The 25,478-nt window shown below is 69.8% G+C and carries 18 protein-coding genes; 13 read left to right on the top strand and 5 right to left on the bottom strand.

Annotated features, from left to right (window positions below; genetic code table 11):
• Nucleotides 1-21: 21 nt before the first annotated feature.
• Both G3I40_RS34170 and G3I40_RS34175 read right to left on the bottom strand, forming a co-directional pair.
• Nucleotides 22-276 carry an antitoxin gene (locus G3I40_RS34170; RefSeq protein WP_164558715.1) on the bottom strand — a complete coding sequence of 85 codons (255 nt, stop codon included), beginning with the start codon at nt 274-276 and terminating at the stop codon, nt 22-24.
• A 22-nt stretch (nt 277-298) separates the two neighbouring features.
• Complete coding sequence (locus G3I40_RS34175) at nt 299-592, bottom strand: hypothetical protein (RefSeq protein WP_164558716.1); 294 nt, start codon at nt 590-592, stop codon at nt 299-301.
• A gap of 182 nt (nt 593-774) precedes the next feature.
• Between G3I40_RS34175 and miaA the strand changes: the two genes are divergently transcribed.
• From miaA to hflX, 6 genes are all read left to right on the top strand, one after another.
• Nucleotides 775-1,713: a tRNA (adenosine(37)-N6)-dimethylallyltransferase MiaA gene (miaA, locus tag G3I40_RS34180; protein WP_164558717.1), complete on the top strand. Its 939-nt coding sequence runs from the start codon at nt 775-777 to the stop codon at nt 1,711-1,713.
• A 107-nt stretch (nt 1,714-1,820) separates the two neighbouring features.
• Nucleotides 1,821-2,288, top strand: coding sequence for a hypothetical protein (locus tag G3I40_RS34185; protein ID WP_164558808.1), 468 nt, complete (start codon nt 1,821-1,823; stop codon nt 2,286-2,288).
• Nucleotides 2,289-2,322: 34 nt separating this feature from the next.
• A complete protein-coding gene (dapF, locus tag G3I40_RS34190) occupies nt 2,323-3,246 on the top strand; it encodes a diaminopimelate epimerase (protein ID WP_164558718.1) in 924 nt (307 codons plus the stop codon).
• Nucleotides 3,247-3,385: 139 nt separating this feature from the next.
• Nucleotides 3,386-5,512, top strand: a complete 2,127-nt coding sequence (locus G3I40_RS34195; protein ID WP_164558719.1) for an HD domain-containing protein — start codon at nt 3,386-3,388, stop codon at nt 5,510-5,512.
• A gap of 78 nt (nt 5,513-5,590) precedes the next feature.
• Nucleotides 5,591-7,060, top strand: a complete 1,470-nt coding sequence (locus G3I40_RS34200; RefSeq protein WP_164558720.1) for a M1 family metallopeptidase — start codon at nt 5,591-5,593, stop codon at nt 7,058-7,060.
• A gap of 230 nt (nt 7,061-7,290) precedes the next feature.
• Nucleotides 7,291-8,787: a GTPase HflX gene (hflX, locus tag G3I40_RS34205; RefSeq protein ID WP_164558721.1), complete on the top strand. Its 1,497-nt coding sequence runs from the start codon at nt 7,291-7,293 to the stop codon at nt 8,785-8,787.
• 67 nt (nt 8,788-8,854) lie between these two features.
• On the opposite strand, the gene G3I40_RS34210 is transcribed toward hflX, so the two are convergent.
• Nucleotides 8,855-10,051 (bottom strand): hypothetical protein, encoded by a 1,197-nt coding sequence (locus tag G3I40_RS34210; protein WP_164558722.1) that lies wholly within the window; start codon nt 10,049-10,051, stop codon nt 8,855-8,857.
• Between the two features lie 273 nt (nt 10,052-10,324).
• Entirely contained in the window at nt 10,325-11,551 is a 1,227-nt protein-coding gene (locus G3I40_RS34215) for a hypothetical protein (protein ID WP_164558723.1), read from the bottom strand.
• A 507-nt stretch (nt 11,552-12,058) separates the two neighbouring features.
• Between G3I40_RS34215 and G3I40_RS34220 the strand changes: the two genes are divergently transcribed.
• From G3I40_RS34220 to G3I40_RS34240, 5 genes are all read left to right on the top strand, one after another.
• Nucleotides 12,059-13,483: a diaminobutyrate--2-oxoglutarate transaminase family protein gene (locus G3I40_RS34220; RefSeq protein ID WP_343245109.1), complete on the top strand. Its 1,425-nt coding sequence runs from the start codon at nt 12,059-12,061 to the stop codon at nt 13,481-13,483.
• Nucleotides 13,484-13,579: 96 nt separating this feature from the next.
• The gene (locus tag G3I40_RS34225; protein WP_164558725.1) at nt 13,580-15,649 is read left to right on the top strand and encodes an IucA/IucC family protein; all 2,070 of its coding nucleotides are present in this window, start codon (nt 13,580-13,582) and stop codon (nt 15,647-15,649) included.
• A gap of 52 nt (nt 15,650-15,701) precedes the next feature.
• Nucleotides 15,702-16,493: a GNAT family N-acetyltransferase gene (locus tag G3I40_RS34230; protein WP_164558726.1), complete on the top strand. Its 792-nt coding sequence runs from the start codon at nt 15,702-15,704 to the stop codon at nt 16,491-16,493.
• A gap of 57 nt (nt 16,494-16,550) precedes the next feature.
• On the top strand, nt 16,551-18,410 hold the full coding sequence (locus G3I40_RS34235) for an IucA/IucC family siderophore biosynthesis protein (RefSeq protein WP_164558727.1): 1,860 nt from the start codon (nt 16,551-16,553) through the stop codon (nt 18,408-18,410).
• Between the two features lie 40 nt (nt 18,411-18,450).
• Nucleotides 18,451-20,448, top strand: coding sequence for an ATP-dependent DNA helicase (locus G3I40_RS34240; protein WP_164558728.1), 1,998 nt, complete (start codon nt 18,451-18,453; stop codon nt 20,446-20,448).
• Nucleotides 20,449-20,528: 80 nt separating this feature from the next.
• Here the strand turns inward: G3I40_RS34240 and lexA are convergent, their stop codons facing one another.
• Nucleotides 20,529-21,314, bottom strand: coding sequence for a transcriptional repressor LexA (lexA, locus tag G3I40_RS34245; RefSeq protein WP_164558729.1), 786 nt, complete (start codon nt 21,312-21,314; stop codon nt 20,529-20,531).
• A 517-nt stretch (nt 21,315-21,831) separates the two neighbouring features.
• On the opposite strand from lexA, the gene nrdR reads away from it, so the two are divergent.
• Complete coding sequence (nrdR, locus tag G3I40_RS34250) at nt 21,832-22,377, top strand: transcriptional regulator NrdR (protein WP_164558730.1); 546 nt, start codon at nt 21,832-21,834, stop codon at nt 22,375-22,377.
• Between the two features lie 139 nt (nt 22,378-22,516).
• Nucleotides 22,517-25,429 carry a vitamin B12-dependent ribonucleotide reductase gene (locus tag G3I40_RS34255; RefSeq protein ID WP_164558731.1) on the top strand — a complete coding sequence of 971 codons (2,913 nt, stop codon included), beginning with the start codon at nt 22,517-22,519 and terminating at the stop codon, nt 25,427-25,429.
• Nucleotides 25,430-25,478 lie beyond the last annotated feature (49 nt).

Below are 25,478 nucleotides of genomic sequence, written 5' to 3' on the forward strand. Positions count from 1 at the left end.
CGTCTGCGACGCGCGCTGCGTTCAGGACGCCGCGGGCGGAGACGGCGGGGTACCACCGTCCTTGCTGTCCGGACCGGAGAGCTTGTCCAGGGCGTCCTTCGCCTTCTCCGAGCCCTGCTGGATCTTGTCGCTGTACTTGCCCTTGGTCTTGTCGTCGACCACCTTGGCCGCCTTGTCCAGGCCCTGGTCGATCTTGTCCCCGTGCTGTTGCGCGAGGTCGGAGACCTTGTCCTTGGCAGGGCTGAGCTTGGCCTTCAAGTTGTCCAGGAAGCCCATGGATTCACCTTCCCTCGCGGAACTACTTGCGGACGCTCTCGCCGGCCTCGTTGTCGGCGGCCTGTTCCGCGGACTGCTGCTTCGGAATCTCCACGTTCTCCGCGGTGTCCGCAGCGGCGGCCTCGGCAGTCTCACCGGCCTCCGTCTCCTCGGCCTTCTGCTCGGCCTCGGCGGCTTCGACGGCCTCGGACGCGGACTCGGTGCCCTGGTCGGCGTCCGAGGCGGGCTCGGCCGTCACAGCGGCGGCCTGAGCCTCGGACGGAGACACCGCGTCGTTGTCCTTGGCCTTGCGGCGAAACATGGCAAAAACGCCCATTTCAACTCCATACGTTACTCGTGTGGGCGAAATCCCGCCCTGCCCGGTGCGTCCCATTGCGTCGCCCGGGTCACCGGCCCTCGAAACCGGCGGCTGGAACCTCGCAACAGGCAACGACCCCGGATCCGTGCCGTCACGTAGCTCGTTCGAGAAGAGGCCCCCGGGTTTGCGAGACTGGGGCAGTGAGTAGCGCAGCTCCCGCCCCGCGGGTCATCGCCGTCGTCGGTCCCACCGCGGCGGGAAAGTCAGATCTCGGTGTCTTCCTCGCCAAGGAACTCGGCGGCGAAGTCGTCAACGCCGACTCCATGCAGCTGTACCGGGGGATGGACATCGGCACCGCCAAGCTGACGCCCGAGGAGCGCGCCGGAGTGCCGCACCACCTCCTGGACATCTGGGACGTCACGGTGACCGCGAGCGTCGCCGAGTACCAGAAGCTCGCCCGCGCCGAGATCGACCGCCTCCTTGCCGAAGGCCGCTGGCCCGTCCTCGTAGGCGGATCGGGGCTCTACGTAAGAGGGGCCGTCGACAAGATGGAGTTCCCCGGCACCGACCCCGAGGTCCGCGCCCGCCTGGAGGAGGAACTCGTGCAGCGCGGTTCCGGCGCCCTGCACGCCCGCCTCGCCGCCGCCGACCCGGAGGCCGCCGCCGCGATCCTGCCGAGCAACGGCCGGCGCATCGTGCGGGCCCTCGAAGTCATCGAGATCACCGGAAAGCCGTTCACGGCCAACCTCCCCGGACACGACTCCGTCTACGACACCGTCCAGATCGGCGTCGACGTCGCCCGCCCCGAACTCGACGAACGCATCGCCACGCGCGTGGACCGCATGTGGGAGGAGGGCCTCGTCGACGAGGTGCGATCCCTGGAGGCCGAGGGCCTGCGCGAAGGGCGTACGGCGTCGCGCGCGCTCGGCTACCAGCAGGTCCTCGCCGCCCTCGCGGGGGAGTGCACCGAACAGGAGGCGCGCTCGGAGACGATCCGTGCCACCAAACGCTTCGCGCGCCGCCAGGACTCATGGTTCAGGCGGGACCCGCGGGTGCACTGGCTCAGTGGGGCGCTCGCCGAACGCGGGGAACTCCCGGACCGGGCAATGGCGTTGGTCGAACGACCGGTTACAGCCTGATCACGTGATGGCATCGGGACGCTCGGGCGGTCATCGCGGCCTCTTGGAGCGTGCCATCATCGACCATCGATCGACCAGTGGAGTCCGAAGTGGGAGGGCGCGTGGCGATGGAGGCCGGCCCTCGTGACACCGCACCGGGCGGGGAACAGTTGAGCCCCGACGGTCCTCAGGCGATCCCCGACGGCGTGGTCGCCGACGGTCCGACCGCCGACGAGATCACGGCACAGACCGGCGCCGCCGAGGTCGAGGTCGAGCTGCGCCCGCAGCGCAGGCTCCGCATCTGGCAGCTCGCCCCCATCGTGATCCTGGCCACCATCGGCTCCCTGATGTTCGCGTTCCCGCTGTTCTTCGAGTTCGGCGACGGCGGCGCGGTCGTCGCCATGCTCGGCCTGCTGATCAGTTCGTGCGCGGCCGGCTGGGGCATGATGGCGGCCCGCCGGGTGGGCTACACACTGCCCGGTTTCCCGCCGCGCGGCTCGGGCAGATGGCCGGACTGGCGCGTGGTGAGTGCCTACGTGGTCGTGGTGGCGGCAGTGGCGGTGCTGGCCGTCTGGCGCGTGGCCCGGCTCCGCTGAACCGGTTGTCGGACCCATCTCGTACGATCGAGAAATGACCGCTCACCCGGCGCCCACCGCCACCCCCGGCCGAGGTGCTTCAAGCCGCCCCGTCCCGTTCCTCAAGGGCCACGGGACGCAGAACGACTTCGTGATCTTCCCTGACCCGGAGAACGCGAGGGTGCTCTCCGCGTCCGTAGTGGCCTCGGTGTGCGACCGCCGCGCCGGGATCGGCGCGGACGGCGTCCTCCACGTCGTGCGCTCCGCCGCCCACCCCGAGGCGCGGGACATGGCCTCCGAGGCCGAGTGGTTCATGGACTACCGCAACGGGGACGGCTCGATCGCCGAGATGTGCGGCAACGGCGTGCGGGTCTTCGCCCGCTACCTCCAGTACGCCGGACACATCACCGAGGGCGACGTCGCCGTGGCCACCCGAGGTGGCGTCAAGACGGTCCACGTCGACAAGGAAGGCCTGATCACGGTCGGCATGGGCAAGGCGGAGCTCCCCACGGGCGAGGTCACCGTCTCCGTCGACGACCGCACCTGGCCCGCGACGAACGTGAACATGGGCAATCCGCACGCCGTCGCCTTCGTCGACGACCTCGCCCACGCCGGCCCGCTCTACGACCCGCCTCCCTTCGCGCCGGCGAGCGCCTACCCGCAGGGCGTGAACGTCGAGTTCGTCGTCGACCGGGGCCCCCGGCACGTCGCCATGCGCGTGCACGAGCGCGGCTCCGGCGAGACCCGCTCCTGCGGCACCGGCGCCTGCGCGGTCGCCGTCGCCACGGCCCGCAGAGACGGCCTCGACCCGGCCCTGACCGGCGCTCCGGTCACGTACGACATCGATCTGCCCGGCGGTCGGCTGACCATCACCGAGCGGCCCGACGGCGAGATCGAGATGATCGGCCCGGCCGCGATCGTCGCCGAGGGCACCATCGACGCGGACTGGTTCGCGGCGATCGAAACCGTAAACCCGTGAGGTGTCGCTCGAATGGGTGATCCGTTTCACGCTGGGCGAGAGCTGGACTGCACCACGTGATGGGCTCGGTAGCATCAAGCACCGGTCCGGACGGGTGCCCCCGCCAGCCCGCCACCGGTCGACAAAGCCGGAGGTGCTCATGAGTGCGGAGGCGACCAACCCCGCCAGTCCCGGGCCGATCACGCCCGGAGCACACCGCAGGCGCGGCCGTCCCCGGATCGACCTGCGCCGACTGGGCCGCGCCGCGCTCCTCGGCCCCACCGCCCGCGGCCGTCTCCCCGACGCCATCGGCCACGTGGTCGAGGCACACCGCGCCCACTACCCGGACGCCGACCTCGACCCGCTGCGCCGCGCCTACGTCCTGGCCGAGTCCTCGCACCGCGGCCAGATGCGCAAGAGCGGTGAGCCGTACATCACCCACCCGCTCGCGGTGACGCTGATCCTGGCCGAACTGGGCGCGGAGACCACGACGTTGACCGCCTCCCTGCTCCACGACACGGTCGAGGACACGGACGTGACGCTCGACCAGGTGCGCACGGAGTTCGGCGAGGAGGTCGCCTATCTCGTCGACGGCGTCACCAAGCTCGAGAAGGTCGACTACGGCGCCGCGGCCGAACCCGAGACCTTCCGCAAGATGCTCGTGGCCACCGGGAACGACGTGCGCGTCATGTCGATCAAACTCGCCGACCGCCTGCACAACATGCGCACCCTCGGCGTCATGCGCCAGGAGAAGCAGGAGCGCATCGCCAAGGTCACCCGCGACGTCCTCATCCCGCTCGCCGAGCGCCTCGGCGTCCAGGCGCTGAAGACCGAGCTGGAGGACCTCGTCTTCGCGATCCTGCACCCGGAGGAGTACGCGCAGACGCGCGCGCTCATGGTGACCAACGCGGAGCGCGCCGACGACCCGCTCGCGGCGATCGCCGAAGAGGTGCGCGGCGTACTGCGCGAGGCGGGTCTGAGCGCCGAAGTCCTCATCCGGCCACGGCACTTCGTATCGGTGCACCGGGTGCGGCGCAAGCGCGGCGAACTGCGCGGCGCCGACTTCGGCCGTCTCCTCGTCCTCGTCGCCGAGGACGCCGACTGCTACGGCGTCCTCGGCGAGTTGCACACGTGCTTCACGCCGGTGGTCTCGGAGTTCAAGGACTTCATCGCCGTACCGAAGTTCAACCTGTACCAATCGCTGCATACTGCCGTCGCCCGCGGCGACGGCGAGGTCGCCGAAGTCCTCATCCGTACGCACCAGATGCACAAGGTGGCGGAGGCGGGTGTCGTCGCCCTCGGCAACCCGTACATGCCGTCCGGCGAGGAACACCTCGACACCGTCGGCGAGCGCGCCGACCCCACGCGCCCCGGCTGGCTCTCCCGGCTCCTCGACTGGCAGCAGTCCGCGCCCGACGCCGACATGTTCTGGTCGACGCTGCGCGAGGACCTCGCCCAGGACCGCGAGATCACCGTGTTCCGGCCGGACGGCGGCACCATCGGGCTGCCCGCGGGCGCCAGTTGCGTGGACGCCGCCTACGCCCAGTACGGCGAGGACGCCCACGCCTGCATCGGCGCGCGGGTCAACGGCCGCCTGGCGACGCTCGGCACAGTCCTCAGCGACGGAGACACCGTGCAGCTGCTGATGGACGGGATGGACGGCGCCGCGACCTCCGAGCCGTCCCGCGACTGGCTCGACCACGCCCGTACGCCCGCCGCACGCATCGCCATCCGGCGCTGGCTGACCGCCCATCCGGAGGGCCCGAGCGCCACCGAGGCGGCGCCCCGCGCCCCCTACAGCGGCCCCTCCGTGCGGCCCGTCGCCGCGAACACCGTCGTCGACCAGCCGGGTGCCACCGTCCGCCTCGCCGGCTGTTGTACGCCCGTCCCGCCCGACGAGGTCACCGCCTTCGCCGTCCGCGGCGGCGTCGTCACCGTGCACCGCGTCGCATGTCCCGGGGCGACGCGCATGAAGAGCGCGGGACGCCCCGAGGTGGGCGTGCGGTGGGCCGACGCCGAGGAGCGGGCCGAGTACCGGGTGACGCTCATGGCCGAGTCGTTCAGCCGCCCGCACCTGCTCGCGGACCTCACGGAAGCCATAGCGCTGGAGGGCGTCGCCATCATCTCGGCGACCGTCGAGCCGCCCGCCCAGGGCCGCGTCCGGCACACGTACACGCTCCAACTCCCGGACGCCGGCCACCTCCAGGGGCTCATGCGGGCGATGCGGAACGTGCCGGGGGTGTACGACGTGGGGCGCGCCCAGCACGCGGCGGCCGGAGCACTCTGAGGCCCGGGTAGGTCTCGTTCGGGTGGGTGCGGCGTGTGCCGCCCCCTGCGCGGGGCGGTGCGCTGGTAGCCGTAGTTCATGCTGCTCACTCCCCGCCTTCGGCCACGAACGTCCCGTACCGCCGCTCTGGTCGCCGCCTGCGCCTCCGTCGCGCTCCTCGCCGCGGCCGCACCCCAGCCGGCCACTCCGCTGGGCATCGGCGACCGGCTCTTCCCGCACCTGGGCAACCCCGGCTACGACGTGCAGTCGTACGACATCGCCTTCACGTACAAGGGCGACAACCGCAAGCCCCTCGACGCGGTCACCAAGATCGATGCCCGTGCCACGTCCCGGCTCGACCGGGTGAACCTCGACTTCTCGCACGGAACGGTCCGTTCCGTCGAGGTGAACGGTGCCCCCGCGCGTTTCGCGACCAGTGACGAGGACCTGATCGTCACGCCCGCCCGGCCCGTCGTGCCCGGTCAGCCGCTGCACGTCGTCGTGCGGCACACCAGTAACCCCGTCCCCGGCAAGGAGGAGGTCGGCTGGGTCCGCACCAAGGACGGGCTCGCCATGGCCAACCAGGCGGACGCCGCGCACCGGGTGTTCCCGTGCAACGACCACCCCGCGGACAAGGCCTACTTCACCTTCCACGTGAGCGCACCCAAGGGGTACACGGCCGTCGCCAACGGCCTTCCCCTCGGGAAAATGCGACAAGGAGGCGCCACGAACTGGGCCTACCGCACCCTCCACCCCATGGCCACCGAACTCGCGCAGGTCTCCATCGGCCACTCGGCGGTGATCCACCAGAAGGGCCCGCACGGTCTGCCCGTACGCGACGTCGTACCGGCCAAGGACGCCAAGGCGCTGGCTCCGTGGCTGAAGAAGACACCCGGGCAGCTCGCCTGGATGGAGAGCAAGGTCGGGCGCTACCCCTTCGAGAACTACGGGGTGCTCGTTGCCGAGGCCTCCACCGGCTTCGAACTCGAGACGCAAACGCTCTCTCTCTTCGAGAGAGAGCTCTTCATGCGTCCCGAGTACCCCAAGTGGTACGTCGACTCGATCCTGGTCCACGAGATGGCGCACCAGTGGTTCGGCGACAGCGTCAGCCCGCGCACCTGGTCCGACCTGTGGCTCAACGAAGGCCACGCCACCTGGTACGAGGCCCTGTACGCGCAGGAGAAGGCGCACCAGTCCATGCAGACGCGGATGCGGAACGCCTACCGCGACTCCGACGGCTGGCGTGCCGCCGGAGGGCCGCCCGCGGCTCCCAAGGGGCCCGCGGCCGGCGAGAAGATCAGCATCTTCCGGCCCGTCGTCTACGACGGCAGCGCCCTGGTCCTGTACGCCCTGCGCCAGGAGATCGGCACGGACCGCTTCGAACGCCTTGAGCGCATCTGGGTGCGCACGCACCGTGACTCCACCGCCACCACCGCGGACTTCACTGCGCTCGCGTCCAGGATCGCGGGGCGCGACCTGACCGGCTTCTTCGACGGCTGGCTCTACGGAGCGAAGACGCCGCCGATGCCGGGACATCCGGACTGGAAGTCGCAGCCGGCACAGAAATAGCCCGGGATCACGGGCTTCGGCCCGTCGGCAGCGGGAAATAATGCGGGTGACGAGACGGCCCGTTCCGTGCGACGATCCTCGGGTCGACGGCGCGGGCCATCGGATCTCCGATCGATTTCGATCGGTTCTGATGGGCTTCCCCGGGAATCCGGGGGACGGGCCGTGCGTTGTGCATGATGACGGGCGAGACGTCCGTCACCTTCTTCGAATCCCAGCGACGTAAGGATCCAATGACCTCCTCTTCTTCCCCTTCCCAGGAAGCGCAGAGCCTCGCGCAGCAGCACACCGAAGGTCTTCGGGCCGATGCCCTGATGGAAGAGGACGTCGCCTGGAGCCACGAGATCGACACAGCGCGGGACGGCGATCAGTTCGACCGCTCCGAGCGCGCGGCGCTGCGCCGCGTGGCGGGACTGTCCACCGAGCTCGAGGACGTCACCGAGGTCGAGTACCGACAGCTCCGTCTGGAGCGTGTGGTGCTCGTCGGTGTGTGGACCTCCGGCACCGTGGACGACGCGGAGAACTCCCTCGCGGAGCTGGCCGCCCTCGCCGAGACCGCAGGCGCGATGGTGCTCGACGGCGTCATCCAGCGCCGCGACAAGCCCGACGCGGCGACGTACATCGGATCGGGCAAGGCTCTGGAGCTGCGCGACATCGTGCTCGAGACCGGAGCCGACACCGTCGTGTGCGACGGTGAGCTCAGCCCCGGCCAGCTCATCCACCTGGAAGACGTCGTCAAGGTCAAGGTGGTCGACCGGACCGCGCTGATCCTCGACATCTTCGCCCAGCACGCCAAGTCCCGAGAGGGCAAGGCGCAGGTCGCGCTCGCGCAGATGCAGTACATGCTGCCGCGGCTGCGCGGCTGGGGTCAGTCGCTCTCCCGGCAGATGGGTGGCGGCGGCGGTGGCGGCATGGCCACGCGTGGTCCCGGTGAGACCAAGATCGAGACTGACCGGCGCCGGATCCGCGAGAAGATGGCGAAGATGCGCCGGGAAATCGCGGAGATGAAGACGGGCCGCGAGATCAAGCGCCAGGAGCGCCGGCGGAACAAGGTGCCTTCGGTCGCCATCGCCGGCTACACGAACGCGGGCAAGTCGTCCCTGCTCAACCGCCTCACGGGCGCGGGCGTCCTGGTGGAGAACGCGCTGTTCGCCACCCTCGACCCGACCGTGCGCCGGGCCGAGACCCCGAGCGGGCGGCTGTACACGCTGGCCGACACGGTCGGGTTCGTACGCCACCTGCCGCACCACCTCGTCGAGGCGTTCCGCTCCACGATGGAGGAGGTCGGCGACTCCGACCTGATCCTGCACGTGGTCGACGGTTCGCACCCGGCGCCGGAGGAGCAGCTCGCCGCGGTGCGCGAGGTCATCCGCGACGTCGGTGCCACGAAGGTGCCGGAGATCGTCGTGGTGAACAAGGCGGACGCGGCGGACCCGTTGGTCCTCCAGCGGCTGCTGCGCGTCGAGAAGCACGCGATCGCCGTCTCGGCCCGCACCGGCGCCGGTATCGAGGAGCTGCTCGCACTCATCGACGCCGAACTGCCGCGTCCCGAGGTCGAGATCGAGGCCCTCGTGCCGTACACGCACGGCAATCTGGTCGCTCGGGCGCACACCGACGGCGAGGTGATCTCCGAGGAGCACACTCCGGAGGGCACGATGCTGAAGGCCCGCGTCCACGAGGAGTTGGCGGCGGATCTCGCGCCGTACGTCCCGGCGGCGACCGGGAGCTGATGTCCGCGTAGTGAAGGAGCCCCGGCCGGGACGACCCGGCCGGGGCTCCTTCACGTGCACGACCGCCTTACCGGTTGCCGTACTTCTCGCTCATGTTGTCGAAGACCTGCTGGGCTTCCTTGCCCAACTGCGGTCCGGCGAGCCAGGTGTTGGTGGCCGGGCCGATCGAGGTGTTCGACACCAGGACGTTCTTGCCGTCGCGGACACGGAACCAGCCGCCGCCCGACGAGCCGCCCGTCATCGTGCAGCCGATGCGGTACATCGTCGGCTGCTCGGGGCTCAGCGAGAGCCGGCCGGGCCGGTCGATGCACTTGTTCATCAGCAGACCGTCGAAGGGCGGAGCGGCCGGGTAGCCCCATGCGCCCATCGAGCCGATGGACTGCACGGCCGGTGCGGAGAAGTCCACCTCCAGCGCGTTCCCGACCGTCTCCTCCAGGGACTTGGTGCCCTGCTCCGGCTTCACGTGCAGTACCGAGAAGTCGTACGGCGCGCCCGCCCCGCCCGACTCGGCGCCCTGGCTGATCCACTCGTTGGACGTCGACACCCAGTCCGCCCAGTACGTGCCGTACGGCGCGACCTGGGACTGCGTCGCGTTGCGCAGCGCGTTCGCCTTCAGGCCCTGGTCGTTGTAGGAGGGCACGAACGCGATGTTGCGGTACCAGCCGCCTGCCGCGCCCGCGTGCACACAGTGGCCCGCGGTCCACACGAGGTTGGACTTCCCGGGGTTGCGCGGGTCCTTCACGACGGTGCCGGAGCAGACCATCGAACCCTCGGGGGAGTCGAAGAAGACCTTGCCGACCGGGGCCGCGTGCTCGTGGTATGGCGTCTTCTCGGCCTGCGCCTCGACAGGCTCGGGCTCCGGGTCGGTGACACCCTGGTCGTTCGCGAAGTCCTTCGCCGCGACCGTCTTGTTCGGATCCTTGGCGGACTTCATGCGCTCGGGCTTCCACAGCCCGTCGATCACCGGGTTGACGAAGTCCTTGGCCTCACGCAGCCAGGTGTCCTTGTCCCAGTTCTTCCACGCCCCGTTCTTCCACTTGTCGGGGTCGATGCCGTGCTTCTTCAGCTGGTCGGAGAGGTTGCCGGGCAGCTGTGTGTCACCGTCGGACGCTGCCGACGTGGTGGCGGCGGGCTTGTCGCCGGCCGTGTCCTTGCCGTCGTTGCAGGCGGTGGCGGTGAGTGCCAGGGCTGCGGCGAGTCCGGTCGCGGCCAAGGCGGTGCGCCGCCCTCGACCGCGCGTGGCGGACGGACGTATGGAACGCATGGTGCGGATACCCCCGAAGATCAAGCGATGCGCGGCTCGCCCCGCGGCGCGGTGGCCGGGAGGTCGAGGCGCAATGTCTGTCATGAGCGTGTCATGCGTGGGCGGGAAGTCGTCCTCGCCCGCTGTGACACAGCACCCCACTATGCCTGTGAGGTGAAGGACGAACGACGGCGGGGTGGTGAAGATTTCTGCACCCCGCGCCCCTTCGCCCGGTCCAAGTCGGCGGCCGGAACGGGCAGCTGACGCTCCCGCCCGCTCCGGCCGCCCGCGCTGCTACTGCCCGGCGAACTTCTTGCTCACCGAGTCGTAGATCCCCTTGGCTTCCTTGCCCAGTCGCGGTCCCGCGAGCCAACCCGCCGTCACCGGGCCGATCGCGGTGTTCGACACGAGTGCCGGCTTGCCGTCCGATCCCTGCGCGATCCAACCGCCACCGGACGAACCGCCGGTCATCGTGCAGCCGATCCGGTACATCGTCGGGTCCGTCGAGTTCAGCGACAGGCGACCCGGCTTGTCCGCGCACTGGAACAGCTTCTGGCCGTCGAACGGCGGCGCCGCCGGATAGCCCTTCGCCGTCAGCTGCGACACCTTCGGCACCGCGGGCGCGTTGAAGTTCACCGGGAGCGACGAACCGACCGTCTCCTCAAGGGACTTGCCCGTACTGCCCTTCTCCGGCGTCACGTGGATGACGGCGAAGTCGTACGGCGCACCCTGGCCACCGGTCGGTCCGCCCTGCTCGATCCACTGGTCGGACGTCTGCGCCCAGTCGCCCCACCAGACGCCGAACGGGGCGACCTCGTCCTTGGGTGCCCCCTGCAGTTCCTCGGCGGACTTGCCGCTGTCGTTGTACGAGGGGACGAACGCGATGTTGCGGTACCAGCCGCCGCTCTTGCCCGCGTGCACGCAGTGACCGGCAGTCCAGATCATGTTCGACTTACCGGGGTGAGCGGGGTCGGACACCACGGTGGCCGAGCAGACCATCGACCCCTCGGGGCCGTCGAAGAACAACTTGCCCGCGTACGGGGCGCTGCCGTGATACGGGTTGGCCACGGCCGCTGCCTTCACCGGCTGCGGCGTCGGGTCCGTCACGCCCTGGTCGCCGGAGATGTCGTTGTCGTCGACCTCACCGCCCGGGTTCTTGTCGGCGTCGCGCATCCGGTCCGAGTCCCACAGACCGTCGATGATGGGGTTGACGAAGTCCTGCGCCTCACGCAGCCACTTGTCCCTGTCCCAGTTCTTCCACTCGCCGTTCTTCCACTTGTCCGGGTCGATCCCGTGCTCTTTGAGCTTGTCCTTGATGTTGTCCGGGATCCTGATCGTGTCGTTGCTGCCCGCCGTCGCGGACGAGGACTGCTTGTCGCTCGCGTCGTCCTCGCTCGGACCGCAGGCGGTGGCGGTCAGGGCGAGGACGGCGCCGAGCACAACTGCCGCTGCCACGGGGGATTTTCTGCCGTGCGCGCTCCCTGCGCGGCGAGCGGCGAGCGGCGAGCGTATGGGTCGCATGTCGTGAATCCCCCTGGGCTTCGAGATCGTTGCACTGCTGAACCGGTGCGGTGGACGGACGACATGGCCCCTCCCCCGAACGGCATCCCACACTATGCCGGTGCCGTCGGGGACGACCGACGGAACCGCAACGGTTCCGTCACGGAGGGATCTTGGCCCCAGGTACGCCAGGTGCGCCGGGCACACCAGGTATGCCGGGCACGTCGGGCATACCCGGCCCGTCCGTGTGCGGAGCGTGAGGCGCCGCGCGTCGGCGGTGGACTGTGGCGCAGGTCTCGCCACGAGTCCCGGACCGACCCGTGATTGTCCCGCCCCCTCGTCGTTAGTGCGTACGGGGGATCCGCAGTCGGCGTTCAGTCCTCGGGCCGTCCTGGCGTGCTGCCAGGGCGGTTCTTCGGTGCTCGGTATGCCAACGCGCCTCGCCCACCGGTGAGTCGACGCCCGTCGACCGTGTTTCCAGCGGGAGGACCAGCAGCAGTGGCCGTGACCGATCCTGCATCCGTGGCGGTGCCTGCCCCGTACAAGGGAGAGGCACTCGGGACAGCCGCACACGAAGGTGCCGTGCACGAAGGGATCCTGCGCCGTCAGGCCGCGCGGGAGTCGGCGGCACGCACCTACGCGCGCGCCCTGCCGATCGTGCCGGTACGGGCCCGCGGCCTGACGATCGAAGGAGCCGACGGCCGCCGCTACCTGGACTGCCTCTCGGGCGCGGGCACCCTCGCCCTCGGCCATAACCACCCCGTGGTGCTCGAAGCGATCCGCAAGGTACTCGACTCCGGCGCGCCGCTCCACGTCCTCGATCTGGCCACGCCGGTCAAGGACGCCTTCACCACGGAACTCTTCCGCACGCTGCCGCGCGGGCTCGCCGACCGGGCGCGGATCCAGTTCTGCGGACCGGCCGGGACCGACGCCGTCGAGGCGGCCCTGAAGCTGGTCCGCACCGCCACCGGCCGTACCGGCCTCCTCGCCTTCACCGGGGCGTATCACGGCATGACCGCAGGCGCGCTCGAAGCGTCGGGCGGTGCGCAGGACGGCCGCGTCACACGGCTGCCCTATCCGCAGGACTACCGCTGTCCGTTCGGAATCGGCGGGCCGCGCGGGGCCGAACTCGCCGCCCGCTGGACCGAGTCGCTCCTCGACGACACGAAGTCGGGCGTGCCGCGGCCGGCCGGGATGATCCTGGAGCCCGTACAGGGGGAAGGCGGTGTCCTTCCCGCCGCCGACGCCTGGCTGCGCCGCATGCGGGCGCTCACCGAGGAGCGCTCGATCCCGCTGATCGCCGACGAGGTGCAGACAGGGGTCGGCAGGACCGGTGCCTTCTGGGCGGTGGACCACAGCGGTGTCGTACCGGATGTGATGGTCCTGTCCAAGGCGATCGGCGGCAGCCTCCCGCTCGCCGTGCTCGTCTACCGCGACGACCTCGACGTCTGGCCTCCCGGGGCGCACGCCGGCACCTTCCGCGGCAACCAACTGGCCATGGCCGCCGGAGCCGCGACGCTGGCCCACGTGCGCGAGAACCGGCTCGCGGAGCGCGCCGCGGAGCTGGGAGCCCGCATGATCGGCCAACTCAGGTCTCTGGCCGCGGAGTTCCCTTGTATCGGTGAGGTCCGGGGCCGGGGGCTGATGATCGGTGTGGAACTGGTCGACCCGGAGGCCGCACCTGTGCCGCCCACCGGCGCGGACGCACTGGACCTGACGGCCGACCCGCTCCTGGGCGGCCCGGGGCCGACGCCGATGCCCGCGGCCCCGGCACTGGCCGCGGCCGTTCGTGACGCCTGTCTCGACCGGGGTCTGATCGTCGAGCTCGGCGGTCGCCATTCCAGCGTCGTACGCCTCCTGCCTCCGCTGACCATCACCGACGAGCAGGCCGCGGCCGTGATCGACCGACTCGCGGACGCCCTGGCCGCCGTGGCCCGGACCCAGCACGCGTAGCCGCACCAGTACCCGGCGGCACGCCCTGCACCAGCGACAGCCGCGGCAAGCGGACCACCGCCTCACGGAGCCCACCACCCACGCAAGGAAGCACTCTTGAACGCCACTCCCGCACCCGACGGCCGTTCCCGCCCTCTTGCCGGCGGAGCCTGCGACACGCAGTCCCCGCGTGAGCCGGAGCGCGACACGGTTCCCCGGCAGAAGGGCGGCGGCCAAGATGCCGGACGTCTGCAGACGTCCACCGTCGACCTCCTCGAACACCCCGACCCCGCAACTGCCGCCCAGGCCGCGGCAGTCGAGAACCTGCTGCGCTGCTGGGTGCGCGAGAACAACATCGCTCCTCCTTCTCTGGGTGCCCTCCGCGTCCCGCTGGCCGCGAGCGGCACCGCTCTCCTCGTCCCGATCCACTACTGGTCGGCGACCGGCTGGCATCGCTTCGGCCTGCCCTACCTGGAGGACGGACCGCACGGCGCCCCGTGCGTCGACGCGGTGACCCTCGCCGCCCTCCTGAGCCGCGAATCGGCCCGGGGCGACGCGGCTTCGACCGCCACCGCCCCCACCTGGGCGGACGGCGGCGCCGGCGCAGAGCAGCGACCGGCAGCGGAGGGCCACGCCGCCCCGGCCACCTGGGACGTCGGCACCCCCGAGCAGGCCGCGTCGGGGCCCGACGCCCCCGCTCGAACCGTCAGACCCCCCGTCCCCTCCGGCGACGGCGGTGATCTCGTCGGCCGCGTCGCCGATTCGGTGCGCCGCACGACCGAGTTCATCGCCGATCGCCGTCGCCGACGCGCCGACGACCCCGACCGCTTCCTCGCCGCGGAGCAGGCACTCCTCCTCGGCCACCCGCTGCACCCGACCCCGAAGAGCCGCGAGGGACTCTCCGAGGCCGAATCCCGCCGCTACTCACCGGAACTGCGCGGCTCCTTCCCCCTGCACTGGATCGCTGTCGCACCGGCCGCCCTCGCCCATGACTCGGCCTGGACCGAACGTGGCCGCGCCGTCACCGCCACGCACCTCACCTCCCAACTGGCCGGCCCCGGACTCCCGTTGCCCGACGGCCACGCCGCTCTGCCCCTGCACCCCTGGCAGATCCGCGAACTCACCCACCGCCCCGACACCGCCGCCCTCCTGGACGCCGGCCTCCTGCGCGATCTGGGCCCCTACGGCGAGCCCTGGTTCCCCACCTCCTCCGTCCGCACGCTGTACCGGCCCGGCGCACCCGCGATGCTGAAGCTGTCCCTCGGCCTGCGGATCACCAACTCCCGCCGGGAGAACCTCCGCAAGGAACTCCACCGGGGCGTCGAGGTCCACCGACTCCTACGGGGCGGCCTCGCCGAGCAGTGGCACGCCGCGCATCCGGGCTTCGACATCGTCCGCGACCCGGCCTGGCTCGCCGTCGACGGCCCGAACGGCGACCCCGTCCCCGGCCTCGACGTCATGATTCGCAACAACCCCTTCGGCCCCGACGACGACGCCGCCTGCGTCGCCGGGTTCGTCTCCCCCCGCCCGCCGCGCGACGCCGCGGGCGCGACGGACCGGACGCCCATGGGCTCACAGCTCGCCGACACCGTCACCCACCTCGCGGCGCACACCGGTCGCCCCCGCCAAGCCGTGGCCACCGAGTGGTTCCTCCGCTACCTCGAGCACGTGGTGCGCCCCGTGCTCTGGCTCGACAGCGAGGCCGGTATCGCCCTCGAAGCCCACCAGCAGAACACCCTCCTCCTGCTCGACGCCGACGGATGGCCCACCGGTGGCCGCTACCGCGACAACCAGGGCTACTACTTCCGTGAGTCCCGGCGCGACGAGCTCGACCGCAGGCTCCCCGGCATCGGCGCGCAGAGCGACACCTTCGTCCCCGACGACGTCACCGACGAGCGGTTCGCCTACTACCTCGCGATCAACAACGTCCTCGGCCTCATCGGGGCCTTCGGCTCCCAACAGCTCGCCGACGAACAACTGTTGATCTCCGCCTTCCGCCGTTTTCTCGGTGAAGCAGCCGCTGGGCCCCGCCGTCTGCGCAGCCCGCTGCCCCACCACCTCCTCGACTCGCCCACGCTGCGCTGCAAGGCGAACCTGCTCACCCGGCTGCACGGACTCGACGAGCTCGTCGGCCCCGTCGACACCCAATCCGTCTACGTCACCATCGCCAACCCCCTTCATTCCTGAGGCCCCGCGAACCCGAGAACCCCACTCCGCACCACTTCCTGAGAGGAGCGTCGTGCCCCCCACCGATGCGAGCACCGACGCCGACACCACCCCCGTCGCCGACCCGGGCGAAGCGCAGGACCGGGTGGAGAACACGGACGGCCAGGACACCCTTGACCTACGCCTGCCCGACGAACTGATCGCGCTCATCGGCGAACAGGACAGGACGGGACCCGCGCCGGGGACGGACAACCCGTACCGGAGCACCCTCACCGTGACGGGCGCGGCCGAGCACGACCTGCTCGACAGCGTGGGGGAGTGGGGACCGGTCACCACTCCCGCAGGCGTGTTCCAACTCGTCCCGGCTCGCGTCGAGCGCGATCTGACGCTCATCAGCCGCTGGATGAACGACCCTGCCGTGGCAGCCTTCTGGGAACTTGCGGGCTCCGAAAACGTCACGGCGCAACACCTGCGCCCCCAACTCGACGGCGACGGGCGCAGCGTGCCCTGCCTCGGCGTCCTCGACGGCACACCGATGAGCTACTGGGAGGTCTACCGGGCCGACCTCGACCCGCTGGCCCGTCATTACGCCGCCCGCCCGCACGACACCGGAATCCACCTCCTCATCGGTGGCGTCGCCAACCGGGGGCGAGGGCTCGGCACCACGCTGCTCAAAGCCGTCGCCGACCTCGTACTCGACCATCGTCCGCAATGCGCACGTGTCGTGGCAGAACCAGACCTGCGCAACACCCCCTCCGTCTCCGCATTCCTGAGCGCTGGATTCCGCTTTTTCGCCGAGGTGGATCTCCCCGACAAGAGGGCCGCGCTCATGGTCCGTGACCGAGCCCTGCGCACCGTGTTGTGAGCCGGTCACTCTTAGTACACCGCTCGACCCGATCCGGTTCCCTCACGAGGAGTCCCCGTGCCGAATCCGCCCGTCGTCCCGAGTTCCGCAGAGCCGCCCGTGCTGTACGCCCCGCCCGAGCTCACACGGGAGAACTGGGACAGGGCGGGAGGGCGCCTGCTGGCCAAGCTGATCGGCGAATTCGCCTATGAGGAGATCCTCCGGCCGGTCCCCATCGGCCGCGAGACGACCTCTGCGCCGGGCCGTCACCCCTATGTCCTCCCCGTCCCGGGCCAGGGGGAGTCGGACGGCGGACTCGTGGGGTTCCAGGCCCGCCGCGGCGCGTACGGCAGTTGGCAGGTGGACGCCGACAGCATCGAGTGGACGGCCCAGCAGGGTGAGCCGGAGCCGCTGAGGGACCCGCTCGCCTTCCTCCTGCGCACCAAGCACCTCCTCGGTCTGGACGGCACCACGCTGGGCCACCTCATCCGCGAGCTCTCCGTCACGCTCGCCGCCGACGCCCGGCTCGATCACACCGCCCTCACCGCGGCCCAGCTCGCCGACCTCGGGTACGCCGAACTCGAGGGACACCAGACCGGCCACCCCTGGCTCGTCCTCAACAAGGGGCGCCTCGGCTTCTCGGCGACCGACTCGTCCCGCTGGGCCCCCGAGTCCCGCCGCCCCACCCGACTTCCCTGGATCGCCGTCCGCATCGGCCTCGCCACCTATCGCGGCGTCGCCGGCCTGGAATCCGCCGACACTCTCTACTCCAGAGAACTGGACGCCCCGACCCGGGCGTTGTTCGCCGAGACTCTGCGCGCACGGGGTCTGGATCCGGGTGCGTACCTGTATCTGCCGGTGCACCCCTGGCAGTGGGACGACATCGTGCTCCCGCTGTTCGCATCCTCCGTCGCTTCGGACGAGATCATTCCGCTCCCCGCCGACGGTGATCTACGGCTGCCGCAGCAGTCCATCCGGACGTTCCTGAACACCACCCACCCGCAACGCCACACCGTCAAACTGCCCCTGTCCATTCTCAACACCCTTGTCTGGCGCGGGCTGCCGACGGAGCGCACCATGGCCGCGCCCGCCGTGACCACCTGGATGCTCGGGCTGCGCGACGCCGATTCCTTCCTGACGGACGAGTGCGGGGTGATCCTGCTCGGTGAGGTCGCTTCGGTAGCGGTGCAGCATCCCTTGTACGACGGACTCGACGAAGTCCCGTACCAGTACAAGGAACTGCTCGGAGCCATCTGGCGCGAGCCCGTGGCGCGACACCTCGCATCCGGAGAGCGCGCCCGCACGCTCGCCTCCTTGTTGCACGTAGATCCCCAAGGAGTCGCCTTCACCGCAGCGCTGGTCGCCCGCTCGGGACTGAGCCCACGATCCTGGTTGCGCAGGTTGTTCGCGGCCCTGCTCCCGCCTCTGCTGCGTTTCCTGTACCGGTACGGAACAGTCTTCTCGCCGCACGGAGAGAACGCCATCGTCGTCTTCGACGACCACGACGTGCCCGTGCGGCTCGCGGTCAAGGACTTCGTGGACGACGTGAATGTCAGCGCACAGCCGCTCCCGGAGCACGACTCCATGCCCAAGGACGTACGCGACGTACTGCTCACGGAGAGTCCCGGATTCCTGACGCAGTTCATCCACTCCGGTCTCTTCGTCGGCGTCTTCCGGTACCTGGCCCCGCTGTGCGAAGAACAACTCGGAGTCCCCGAGTCGGAGTTCTGGTCCTTGGTGCGCGCCGAGATCCTGCGCCACCACGCCCGCTTCCCTGAGCTGAAGGAGCGGTACGAGATGTTCGACCTGCTCACCCCCCGGATCGAGCGGCTGTGCCTCAACCGCAACAGGCTCCACCTCGACGGCTACCGCGACCGCGCCCACCGCCCGCACGCCGCCGTGCACGGCACCGTCGCCAACCCCCTCCATCAGCCGTGATCGCGGGATTGTCAGTGGGGCCCTTTAGGGTGGTCGAGCTATGACGAAGCCCTCACTCCCCGAGCTCCTGCACGCCGCCGTCACTGCCGTCGGCGGCACGGAGCGCCCTGGCCAGGTGACCATGGCCGAGTCCGTCGCCGAGGCGATCGACGACGGTGCCCACCTCCTCGTCCAGGCCGGCACCGGCACCGGAAAGTCCCTCGGATACCTGGTGCCCGCCCTGGCCCACGGGGAGCGGGTCGTGGTGGCGACCGCCACCCTGGCCCTCCAGCGCCAGCTCGTCGAGCGGGACCTCCCGCGCACGGTGGACGCGCTGCATCCACTGCTGCGCCGCCGCCCCGAATTCGCGATGCTCAAGGGCCGGTCGAACTACTTGTGCCTGCACCGGCTCCACGAAGGCGTCCCGCAGGACGAGGAGGAAGGCCTCTTCGACCAGTTCGAGGCCGCCGCACCGACCAGCAAGCTCGGGCAGGACCTGCTGCGCATGCGGGACTGGGCGGACGAGACGGAGACGGGCGACCGGGACGATCTCACGCCGGGCGTCTCCGACCGGGCCTGGTCCCAGGTCTCGGTGTCGTCGCGGGAGTGTCTGGGCGCGACGAAATGCGCGTACGGGCAGGAGTGCTTCGCCGAGATGTCCCGTGAGCGGGCGAAGCTCGCCGACGTCATCGTCACCAACCACGCGCTGCTCGCGATCGACGCCATCGAGGGTGCACCGGTACTGCCGCAGCACGAGGTCCTCATCGTGGACGAGGCCCATGAGCTGGTGTCACGTGTGACCGGAGTGGCGACCGGCGAGCTCACCCCGGGGCAGGTCAATCGCGCGGTGCGCCGTGCCGCGAAGCTGGTGAACGAGAAGGCGGCCGACCAGCTCCAGACCGCCGCCGAGGGCTTCGAGCGGCTGATGGAGCTGGCCCTGCCCGGCCGCCTCGAAGAAATCCCGGAGGACCTCGGCTATGCGCTGATGGCGCTCCGGGACGCCGCACGGACGGTCATCACCGCCCTCGGTTCCACGCGGGACAAGTCCGTCCAGGACGAGGACGCCGTACGCAAACAGGCACTCGCCTCCGTGGAGACGATCCACGACGTCGCGGAGAGGATCACGAACGGGTCGGAGTGGGATGTCGTCTGGTACGAGCGCCACGAGCCTCGCAGCGGATCGACATATCGACAAAGTGGAGCATCCTTGCGGGTGGCGCCCATGTCCGTCTCGGGCCTGCTCCGGGAGAAACTCTTCTCCGACCGTTCCGTGACCCTCACCTCGGCGACGCTGAAGCTCGGCGGAGACTTCAACGGCGTGGGAGCGTCCCTGGGCCTGGCCCCCGAGGGCACGCAGGGCGAGGACCTGCCGGTCTGGAAGGGCGTCGACGTCGGCTCGCCCTTCGACTATCCGAAGCAGGGCATCCTCTACGTCGCCAAGCACCTGGCGCGCCCCGCCCGCGAAGGCACACGGACCGACATGACGGACGAGTTGGCCGAGCTGCTGCAGGCGGCCGGCGGTCGCACCCTCGGCCTCTTCTCCTCGATGCGCGCGGCACAGGCGGCGGCTGAGGAACTGCGCACGCGCATCCCGGAGTTCCCGATCCTGCTGCAGGGCGAGGACACGCTCGGCGAGCTGATCAAGAACTTCGCGGCGGATCCGACGACCTGCCTGTTCGGAACCCTGTCGCTGTGGCAGGGCGTCGACGTCCCCGGACCCAGCTGTCAGCTGGTGGTCATGGACAAGATCCCGTTCCCCAGGCCCGACGACCCGCTGATGAGCGCACGCCAGAAGGCGGTCGAGGACGCGGGCGGCAATGGCTTCATGGCCGTGGCGGCGACACATTCAGCGCTTCTGATGGCGCAGGGCGCGGGTCGTCTCGTACGGGCGATGGGAGACAAGGGCGTCGTCGCGGTTCTCGACCCCCGCTTGGCGACGGCCCGCTATGGCAGTTACCTACGGGCTTCCATGCCGGACTTCTGGTACACCACGGACCGGAATCAGGTGCGGCGCTCCCTCGCGGCGATCGACACGATGGCGAAGGCGGACGGGAAGTAGCGCCTGGTGTCGGGCCCGGCGCGGACAGCGCTGGGCCCCGGAACCGGCGCAGTTGGTCCCGGGGCCCGGTCAGGGAGGAGTCACACCCGGCGCAGAACCGCCACCACCTTGCCGAGGATCGTCGCCTCGTCACCGGGGATCGGCTGGTACGCGGAGTTGTGGGGGAGGAGCCATACATGGCCGTCCTCGCGCTTGAAGCGCTTGACGGTGGCCTCGCCGTCGAGCATCGCCGCGACGATGTCACCGTTCTCCGCGACGGGCTGACGACGGACCGTGACCCAGTCGCCGTCACAGATCGCGGCCTCGATCATAGAGTCGCCGACGACCTTCAGGACGAAGAGCTCACCGTCGCCGACCAGCTGGCGGGGGAGGGGGAAGACGTCCTCGACCGACTCCTCGGCGAGGATCGGGCCACCGGCGGCGATGCGACCGACCAGCGGCACGTACGAGGCGGCCGGCTTGCCCGTCGTGTCCGTGGGCTGGGCGCTGGTCTGGTCCGAGCCGCGGACCTCGTACGCGCGGGGCCGGTGCGGGTCGCGGCGCAGGAAACCCTTGCGCTCGAGAGCCATCAGCTGGTGAGCGACCGACGACGTGCTGGACAGGCCCACCGCCTGGCCGATCTCCCGCATCGACGGGGGGTACCCACGGCGCTGCACCGAGTCCCGGATGACCTCGATCACGCGGCGCTGGCGGTCGGTGAGACCCGAACTGTCTGCACGGATCCCCGGAGGTCGGCCGGGCAGGGAGCGCCCGGGCTTGGGGCCCTCCTGGCTCATGGCTGCGTCATTCATGGCATGCACCGGCTCGAGTCGGCCCTGGGCGCGGCCCTGGGCAGTGATGGTGGCACTGTCTGCGGTGGTGGTCACGTCGTTAGGCCCCTCTCGAGAATGTCTCCCTAGCTAGCCAACGGTAGTTCCTTTCGAAAGGTTGCGCCAAACACACGTTCGAGTGAAAAACCGTAGATTGCTTGTCGTGATCATGTGCCTGGGTGTATGGCTCGCCCTCGACCGGAGTAGCAATTCGGCTGAATCCGGTACGCTTCACCGCCGGGGCCGAGGCCCACTCTGAGGGCTCGCCCAGTCTGCCACCCGCCGCCTCGTCAACGGGGCACCGCCCCCTCCTTGCGTGCGTCGCGTCCGCCCCGGAGGTGTGGCCTGTAGGGATGTCGCGCACGGCGCGGGCAACTCTGGCTCCGCGACACGCGATGGGGCCCAAAAAGCAGCCGAACCCCAGATGTAGTGGTTGGATTGCAACAGCAGCCCAGAAGTTGTGGTCCCCGGTCCTTCGCGGCCGCAGCCATCGCCTATGCTGGGGGCTGCTTCGAGGGGCGGAACCAGCCTCTCGGGGCTATCGAGTCGTGCCGTGAGGGAGGGTTGGGAGTTCATGCACTGCCCCTTCTGCAGGCATCCCGACAGCCGTGTCGTCGACAGCCGCACCACCGACGACGGCACGTCGATCCGCCGGCGCCGTCAGTGCCCGGACTGCTCCCGCCGTTTCACGACGGTGGAGACGTGTTCGCTGATGGTCGTCAAGCGGAGCGGGGTGACCGAGCCCTTCAGCCGGACCAAGGTCATCAACGGCGTACGCAAGGCGTGCCAGGGGCGGCCGGTCACGGAGGACGCCCTCGCCCTGCTCGGCCAACGGGTCGAGGAAGCGGTGCGTGCCACCGGCAGTGCCGAACTGACCACCCATGACGTGGGCCTGGCCATACTCGGCCCGCTTCAGGAGCTGGATCTCGTCGCCTACCTGCGCTTCGCGTCCGTGTACCGGGCGTTCGACTCGCTGGAGGATTTCGAGTCCGCGATCGTGGAACTGAGGGAACAGGCGCCCGGCGCGGAGGCGGACGGCGCGGGCGCAGAGCGCGTAGAGAGCGAATGCGGGCCCGGAGGGACTGGAGAAGTCCCCGTGCCCGCGCACGCCGCCGACTGACCGGCCAGGGGCCGGGCGGCGGCGATCCACAGACCTGTTGCGGGGCGGCGAAGGCGGCGGCCGCAACACAAGACACACATCGTGCCTCGGGAAGAACGTGGCACTTTAGGGCGTTTTAGCCCAGTAAATGGGAGGCGGCATGACAGAGACGGCGAGCGGCCCGGCGCGAGGTTCCCGTACGAAGGGTTCCAAGGGCACCAAGGGTCTGCGCATCGAGCGCATCCACACCACCCCCGGCGTGCATCCGTACGACGAGGTGGAATGGGCGCGTCGTGACGTCGTCATGACCAATTGGCGCGACGGCTCGGTCAACTTCGAGCAGCGTGGCGTCGAGTTCCCCGAGTTCTGGTCGGTGAACGCGGTCAACATCGTCACCAGCAAGTACTTCCGCGGTGCTGTCGGCACCCCGCAGCGCGAGGTGAGCCTCAAGCAGCTCATCGACCGCATCGTGAAGACGTATCGGAAGGCCGGCGAGGACTACAAGTACTTCGCTTCGCCCGCCGACGCCGAGATCTTCGAGCACGAGCTGGCGTACGCCCTCCTGCACCAGATCTTCAGCTTCAACTCGCCGGTGTGGTTCAACGTCGGCACCCCGCAGCCCCAGCAGGTCTCCGCCTGCTTCATCCTGTCCGTCGACGACTCCATGGAGTCGATCCTCGACTGGTACAAGGAAGAGGGCATGATCTTCAAGGGCGGCTCCGGCGCCGGCCTGAACCTCTCCCGTATCCGATCCTCCAAGGAACTGCTGTCCTCCGGCGGCAACGCCTCGGGCCCCGTCTCCTTCATGCGCGGTGCCGACGCCTCTGCAGGAACGATCAAGTCGGGTGGCGCGACGCGCCGCGCGGCCAAGATGGTCATCCTCGACGTCGACCACCCCGACATCGAGGGCTTCATCGAGACGAAGGTGAAGGAAGAGGAGAAGATCCGCGCCCTGCGCGACGCGGGCTTCGACATGGACCTGGGCGGCGACGACATCACGTCCGTCCAGTACCAGAACGCCAACAACTCGGTCCGCGTGAACGACACGTTCATGAAGGCGGTCGAGGAGGGCGGCAAGTTCGGTCTGACGTCGCGCATGAACGGCGAGGTCATCGAGGAGGTCGACGCCAAGTCGCTCTTCCGCAAGATGGCCGAGGCCGCGTGGGCCTGTGCCGACCCCGGCATCCAGTACGACGACACCATCAACCGCTGGCACACGTGCCCGGAGTCCGGCCGCATCAACGGCTCGAACCCGTGCAGCGAGTACATGCACCTGGACAACACGTCCTGCAACCTCGCCTCGCTGAACCTGATGAAGTTCCTGAAGGACGACGGCCTCGGCCACCAGTCCTTCGACGTGGACCGCTTCTCGAAGGTCGTCGAGCTGGTCATCACCGCGATGGACATCTCCATCTGCTTCGCGGACTTCCCGACGCAGAAGATCGGTGAGAACACCCGCGCCTTCCGCCAGCTCGGCATCGGTTACGCGAACCTGGGCGCCCTGCTCATGGCGACCGGCCACGCCTACGACTCGGACGGCGGCCGCGCCCTCGCCGGCGCCATCACGTCGCTGATGACGGGTACCTCGTACAAGCGCTCCGCGGAGCTCGCCGCGGTCGTCGGCGCGTACGACGGCTACGCCAAGAACGCCACGCCGCACCAGCGCGTCATGAAGCAGCACGCCGACGCCAACGGCGTGGCCGTACGCATCGACGACCTGGACACCCCGATCTGGGCCGCCGCGACGGAGGCCTGGCAGGACGTCGTCCGCCTCGGCGAGAAGAACGGTTTCCGTAACGCCCAGGCGTCCGTCATCGCCCCGACCGGCACCATCGGTCTCGCGATGTCCTGCGACACCACCGGCCTCGAGCCCGACCTCGCCCTGGTCAAGTTCAAGAAGCTGGTCGGTGGCGGCTCGATGCAGATCGTCAACGGCACCGTCCCGCAGGCCCTGCGCCGCCTGGGTTACCAGGAGGAGCAGATCGAGGCGATCGTCGCGCACATCGCCGAGAACGGGAACGTCATCGACGCGCCCGGCCTCAAGACCGAGCACTACGAGGTCTTCGACTGCGCCATGGGCGAGCGTTCCATCTCCGCGATGGGCCACGTCCGCATGATGGCGGCCATCCAGCCGTGGATCTCCGGCGCGCTCTCCAAGACGGTCAACCTGCCGGAGACGGCGACCGTCGAGGACGTCGAGGAGGTCTACTTCGAGGCGTGGAAGATGGGCGTCAAGGCGCTCGCGATCTACCGCGACAACTGCAAGGTCGGCCAGCCGCTCTCCGCCAAGACGAAGGAGGCGGAGAAGACCGAGGTCACCGCGAAGACCGAGGCGACGATCCGTGAGGCTGTCGAGAAGGTCGTCGAGTACCGTCCGGTCCGCAAGCGTCTGCCGAAGGGGCGTCCCGGCATCACCACCTCCTTCACGGTGGGCGGCGCCGAGGGCTACATGACCGCCAACTCCTACCCGGACGACGGTCTCGGTGAGGTCTTCCTGAAGATGTCCAAGCAGGGCTCGACCCTCGCGGGCATGATGGACGCCTTCTCCATCGCCGTCTCGGTGGGCCTCCAGTACGGCGTACCGCTGGAGACCTACGTCTCGAAGTTCACCAACATGCGCTTCGAGCCGGCCGGCATGACGGACGACCCGGACGTGCGGATGGCGCAGTCGATCGTCGACTACATCTTCCGCCGCCTGGCGCTCGACTTCCTGCCCTTCGAGACGCGCTCCGCGCTCGGCATCCACTCCGCCGAGGAGCGTCAGCGTCACCTGGAGACGGGCTCCTACGAGCCTTCCGAGGAGGAGCTCGACGTCGAGGTCGAGGGTCTGGCCCAGTCCGCGCCCCTTCAGACCCGGCAGGCCGAGTCCCTGAAGGCCGTCGAGACGCCGAAGGCCGCGGCCGCCGCCACGCAGCCCGCTCCGCAGCAGGCGCACACCAGCGCCGAGCTCGTCGAGATGCAGCTGGGCATCCAGGCCGACGCCCCGCTCTGCTTCTCCTGCGGAACGAAGATGCAGCGCGCCGGCTCCTGCTACATCTGCGAGGGCTGCGGCTCGACCAGCGGTTGCAGCTGATCGGGCTGATCGCCTGACCTGAAGGGCGGCGGGACCACTACGGTTCCGC

The sequence above is a fragment of the Streptomyces sp. SID14478 genome, from assembly GCF_010548525.1.
Classification (GTDB): Bacteria; Actinomycetota; Actinomycetes; order Streptomycetales; family Streptomycetaceae; genus Streptomyces.

Excerpts from the sequence above, each read along its gene's own strand:
- G3I40_RS34170 (WP_164558715.1), bottom strand. The coding sequence starts at position 276 with ATGGGCTTCCTGGACAACTTGAAGGCCAAGCTCAGCCCTGCCAAGGAC.
- G3I40_RS34175 (WP_164558716.1), bottom strand. The coding sequence starts at position 592 with ATGGGCGTTTTTGCCATGTTTCGCCGCAAGGCCAAGGACAACGACGCG.
- G3I40_RS34185 (WP_164558808.1), top strand. The coding sequence starts at position 1,821 with ATGGAGGCCGGCCCTCGTGACACCGCACCGGGCGGGGAACAGTTGAGC.
- dapF (WP_164558718.1), top strand. The coding sequence starts at position 2,323 with ATGACCGCTCACCCGGCGCCCACCGCCACCCCCGGCCGAGGTGCTTCA.
- G3I40_RS34195 (WP_164558719.1), top strand. The coding sequence starts at position 3,386 with ATGAGTGCGGAGGCGACCAACCCCGCCAGTCCCGGGCCGATCACGCCC.
- G3I40_RS34200 (WP_164558720.1), top strand. The coding sequence starts at position 5,591 with ATGCTGCTCACTCCCCGCCTTCGGCCACGAACGTCCCGTACCGCCGCT.
- hflX (WP_164558721.1), top strand. The coding sequence starts at position 7,291 with ATGACCTCCTCTTCTTCCCCTTCCCAGGAAGCGCAGAGCCTCGCGCAG.
- G3I40_RS34210 (WP_164558722.1), bottom strand. The coding sequence starts at position 10,051 with ATGCGTTCCATACGTCCGTCCGCCACGCGCGGTCGAGGGCGGCGCACC.
- G3I40_RS34215 (WP_164558723.1), bottom strand. The coding sequence starts at position 11,551 with ATGCGACCCATACGCTCGCCGCTCGCCGCTCGCCGCGCAGGGAGCGCG.
- G3I40_RS34240 (WP_164558728.1), top strand. The coding sequence starts at position 18,451 with ATGACGAAGCCCTCACTCCCCGAGCTCCTGCACGCCGCCGTCACTGCC.
- nrdR (WP_164558730.1), top strand. The coding sequence starts at position 21,832 with ATGCACTGCCCCTTCTGCAGGCATCCCGACAGCCGTGTCGTCGACAGC.
- G3I40_RS34255 (WP_164558731.1), top strand. The coding sequence starts at position 22,517 with ATGACAGAGACGGCGAGCGGCCCGGCGCGAGGTTCCCGTACGAAGGGT.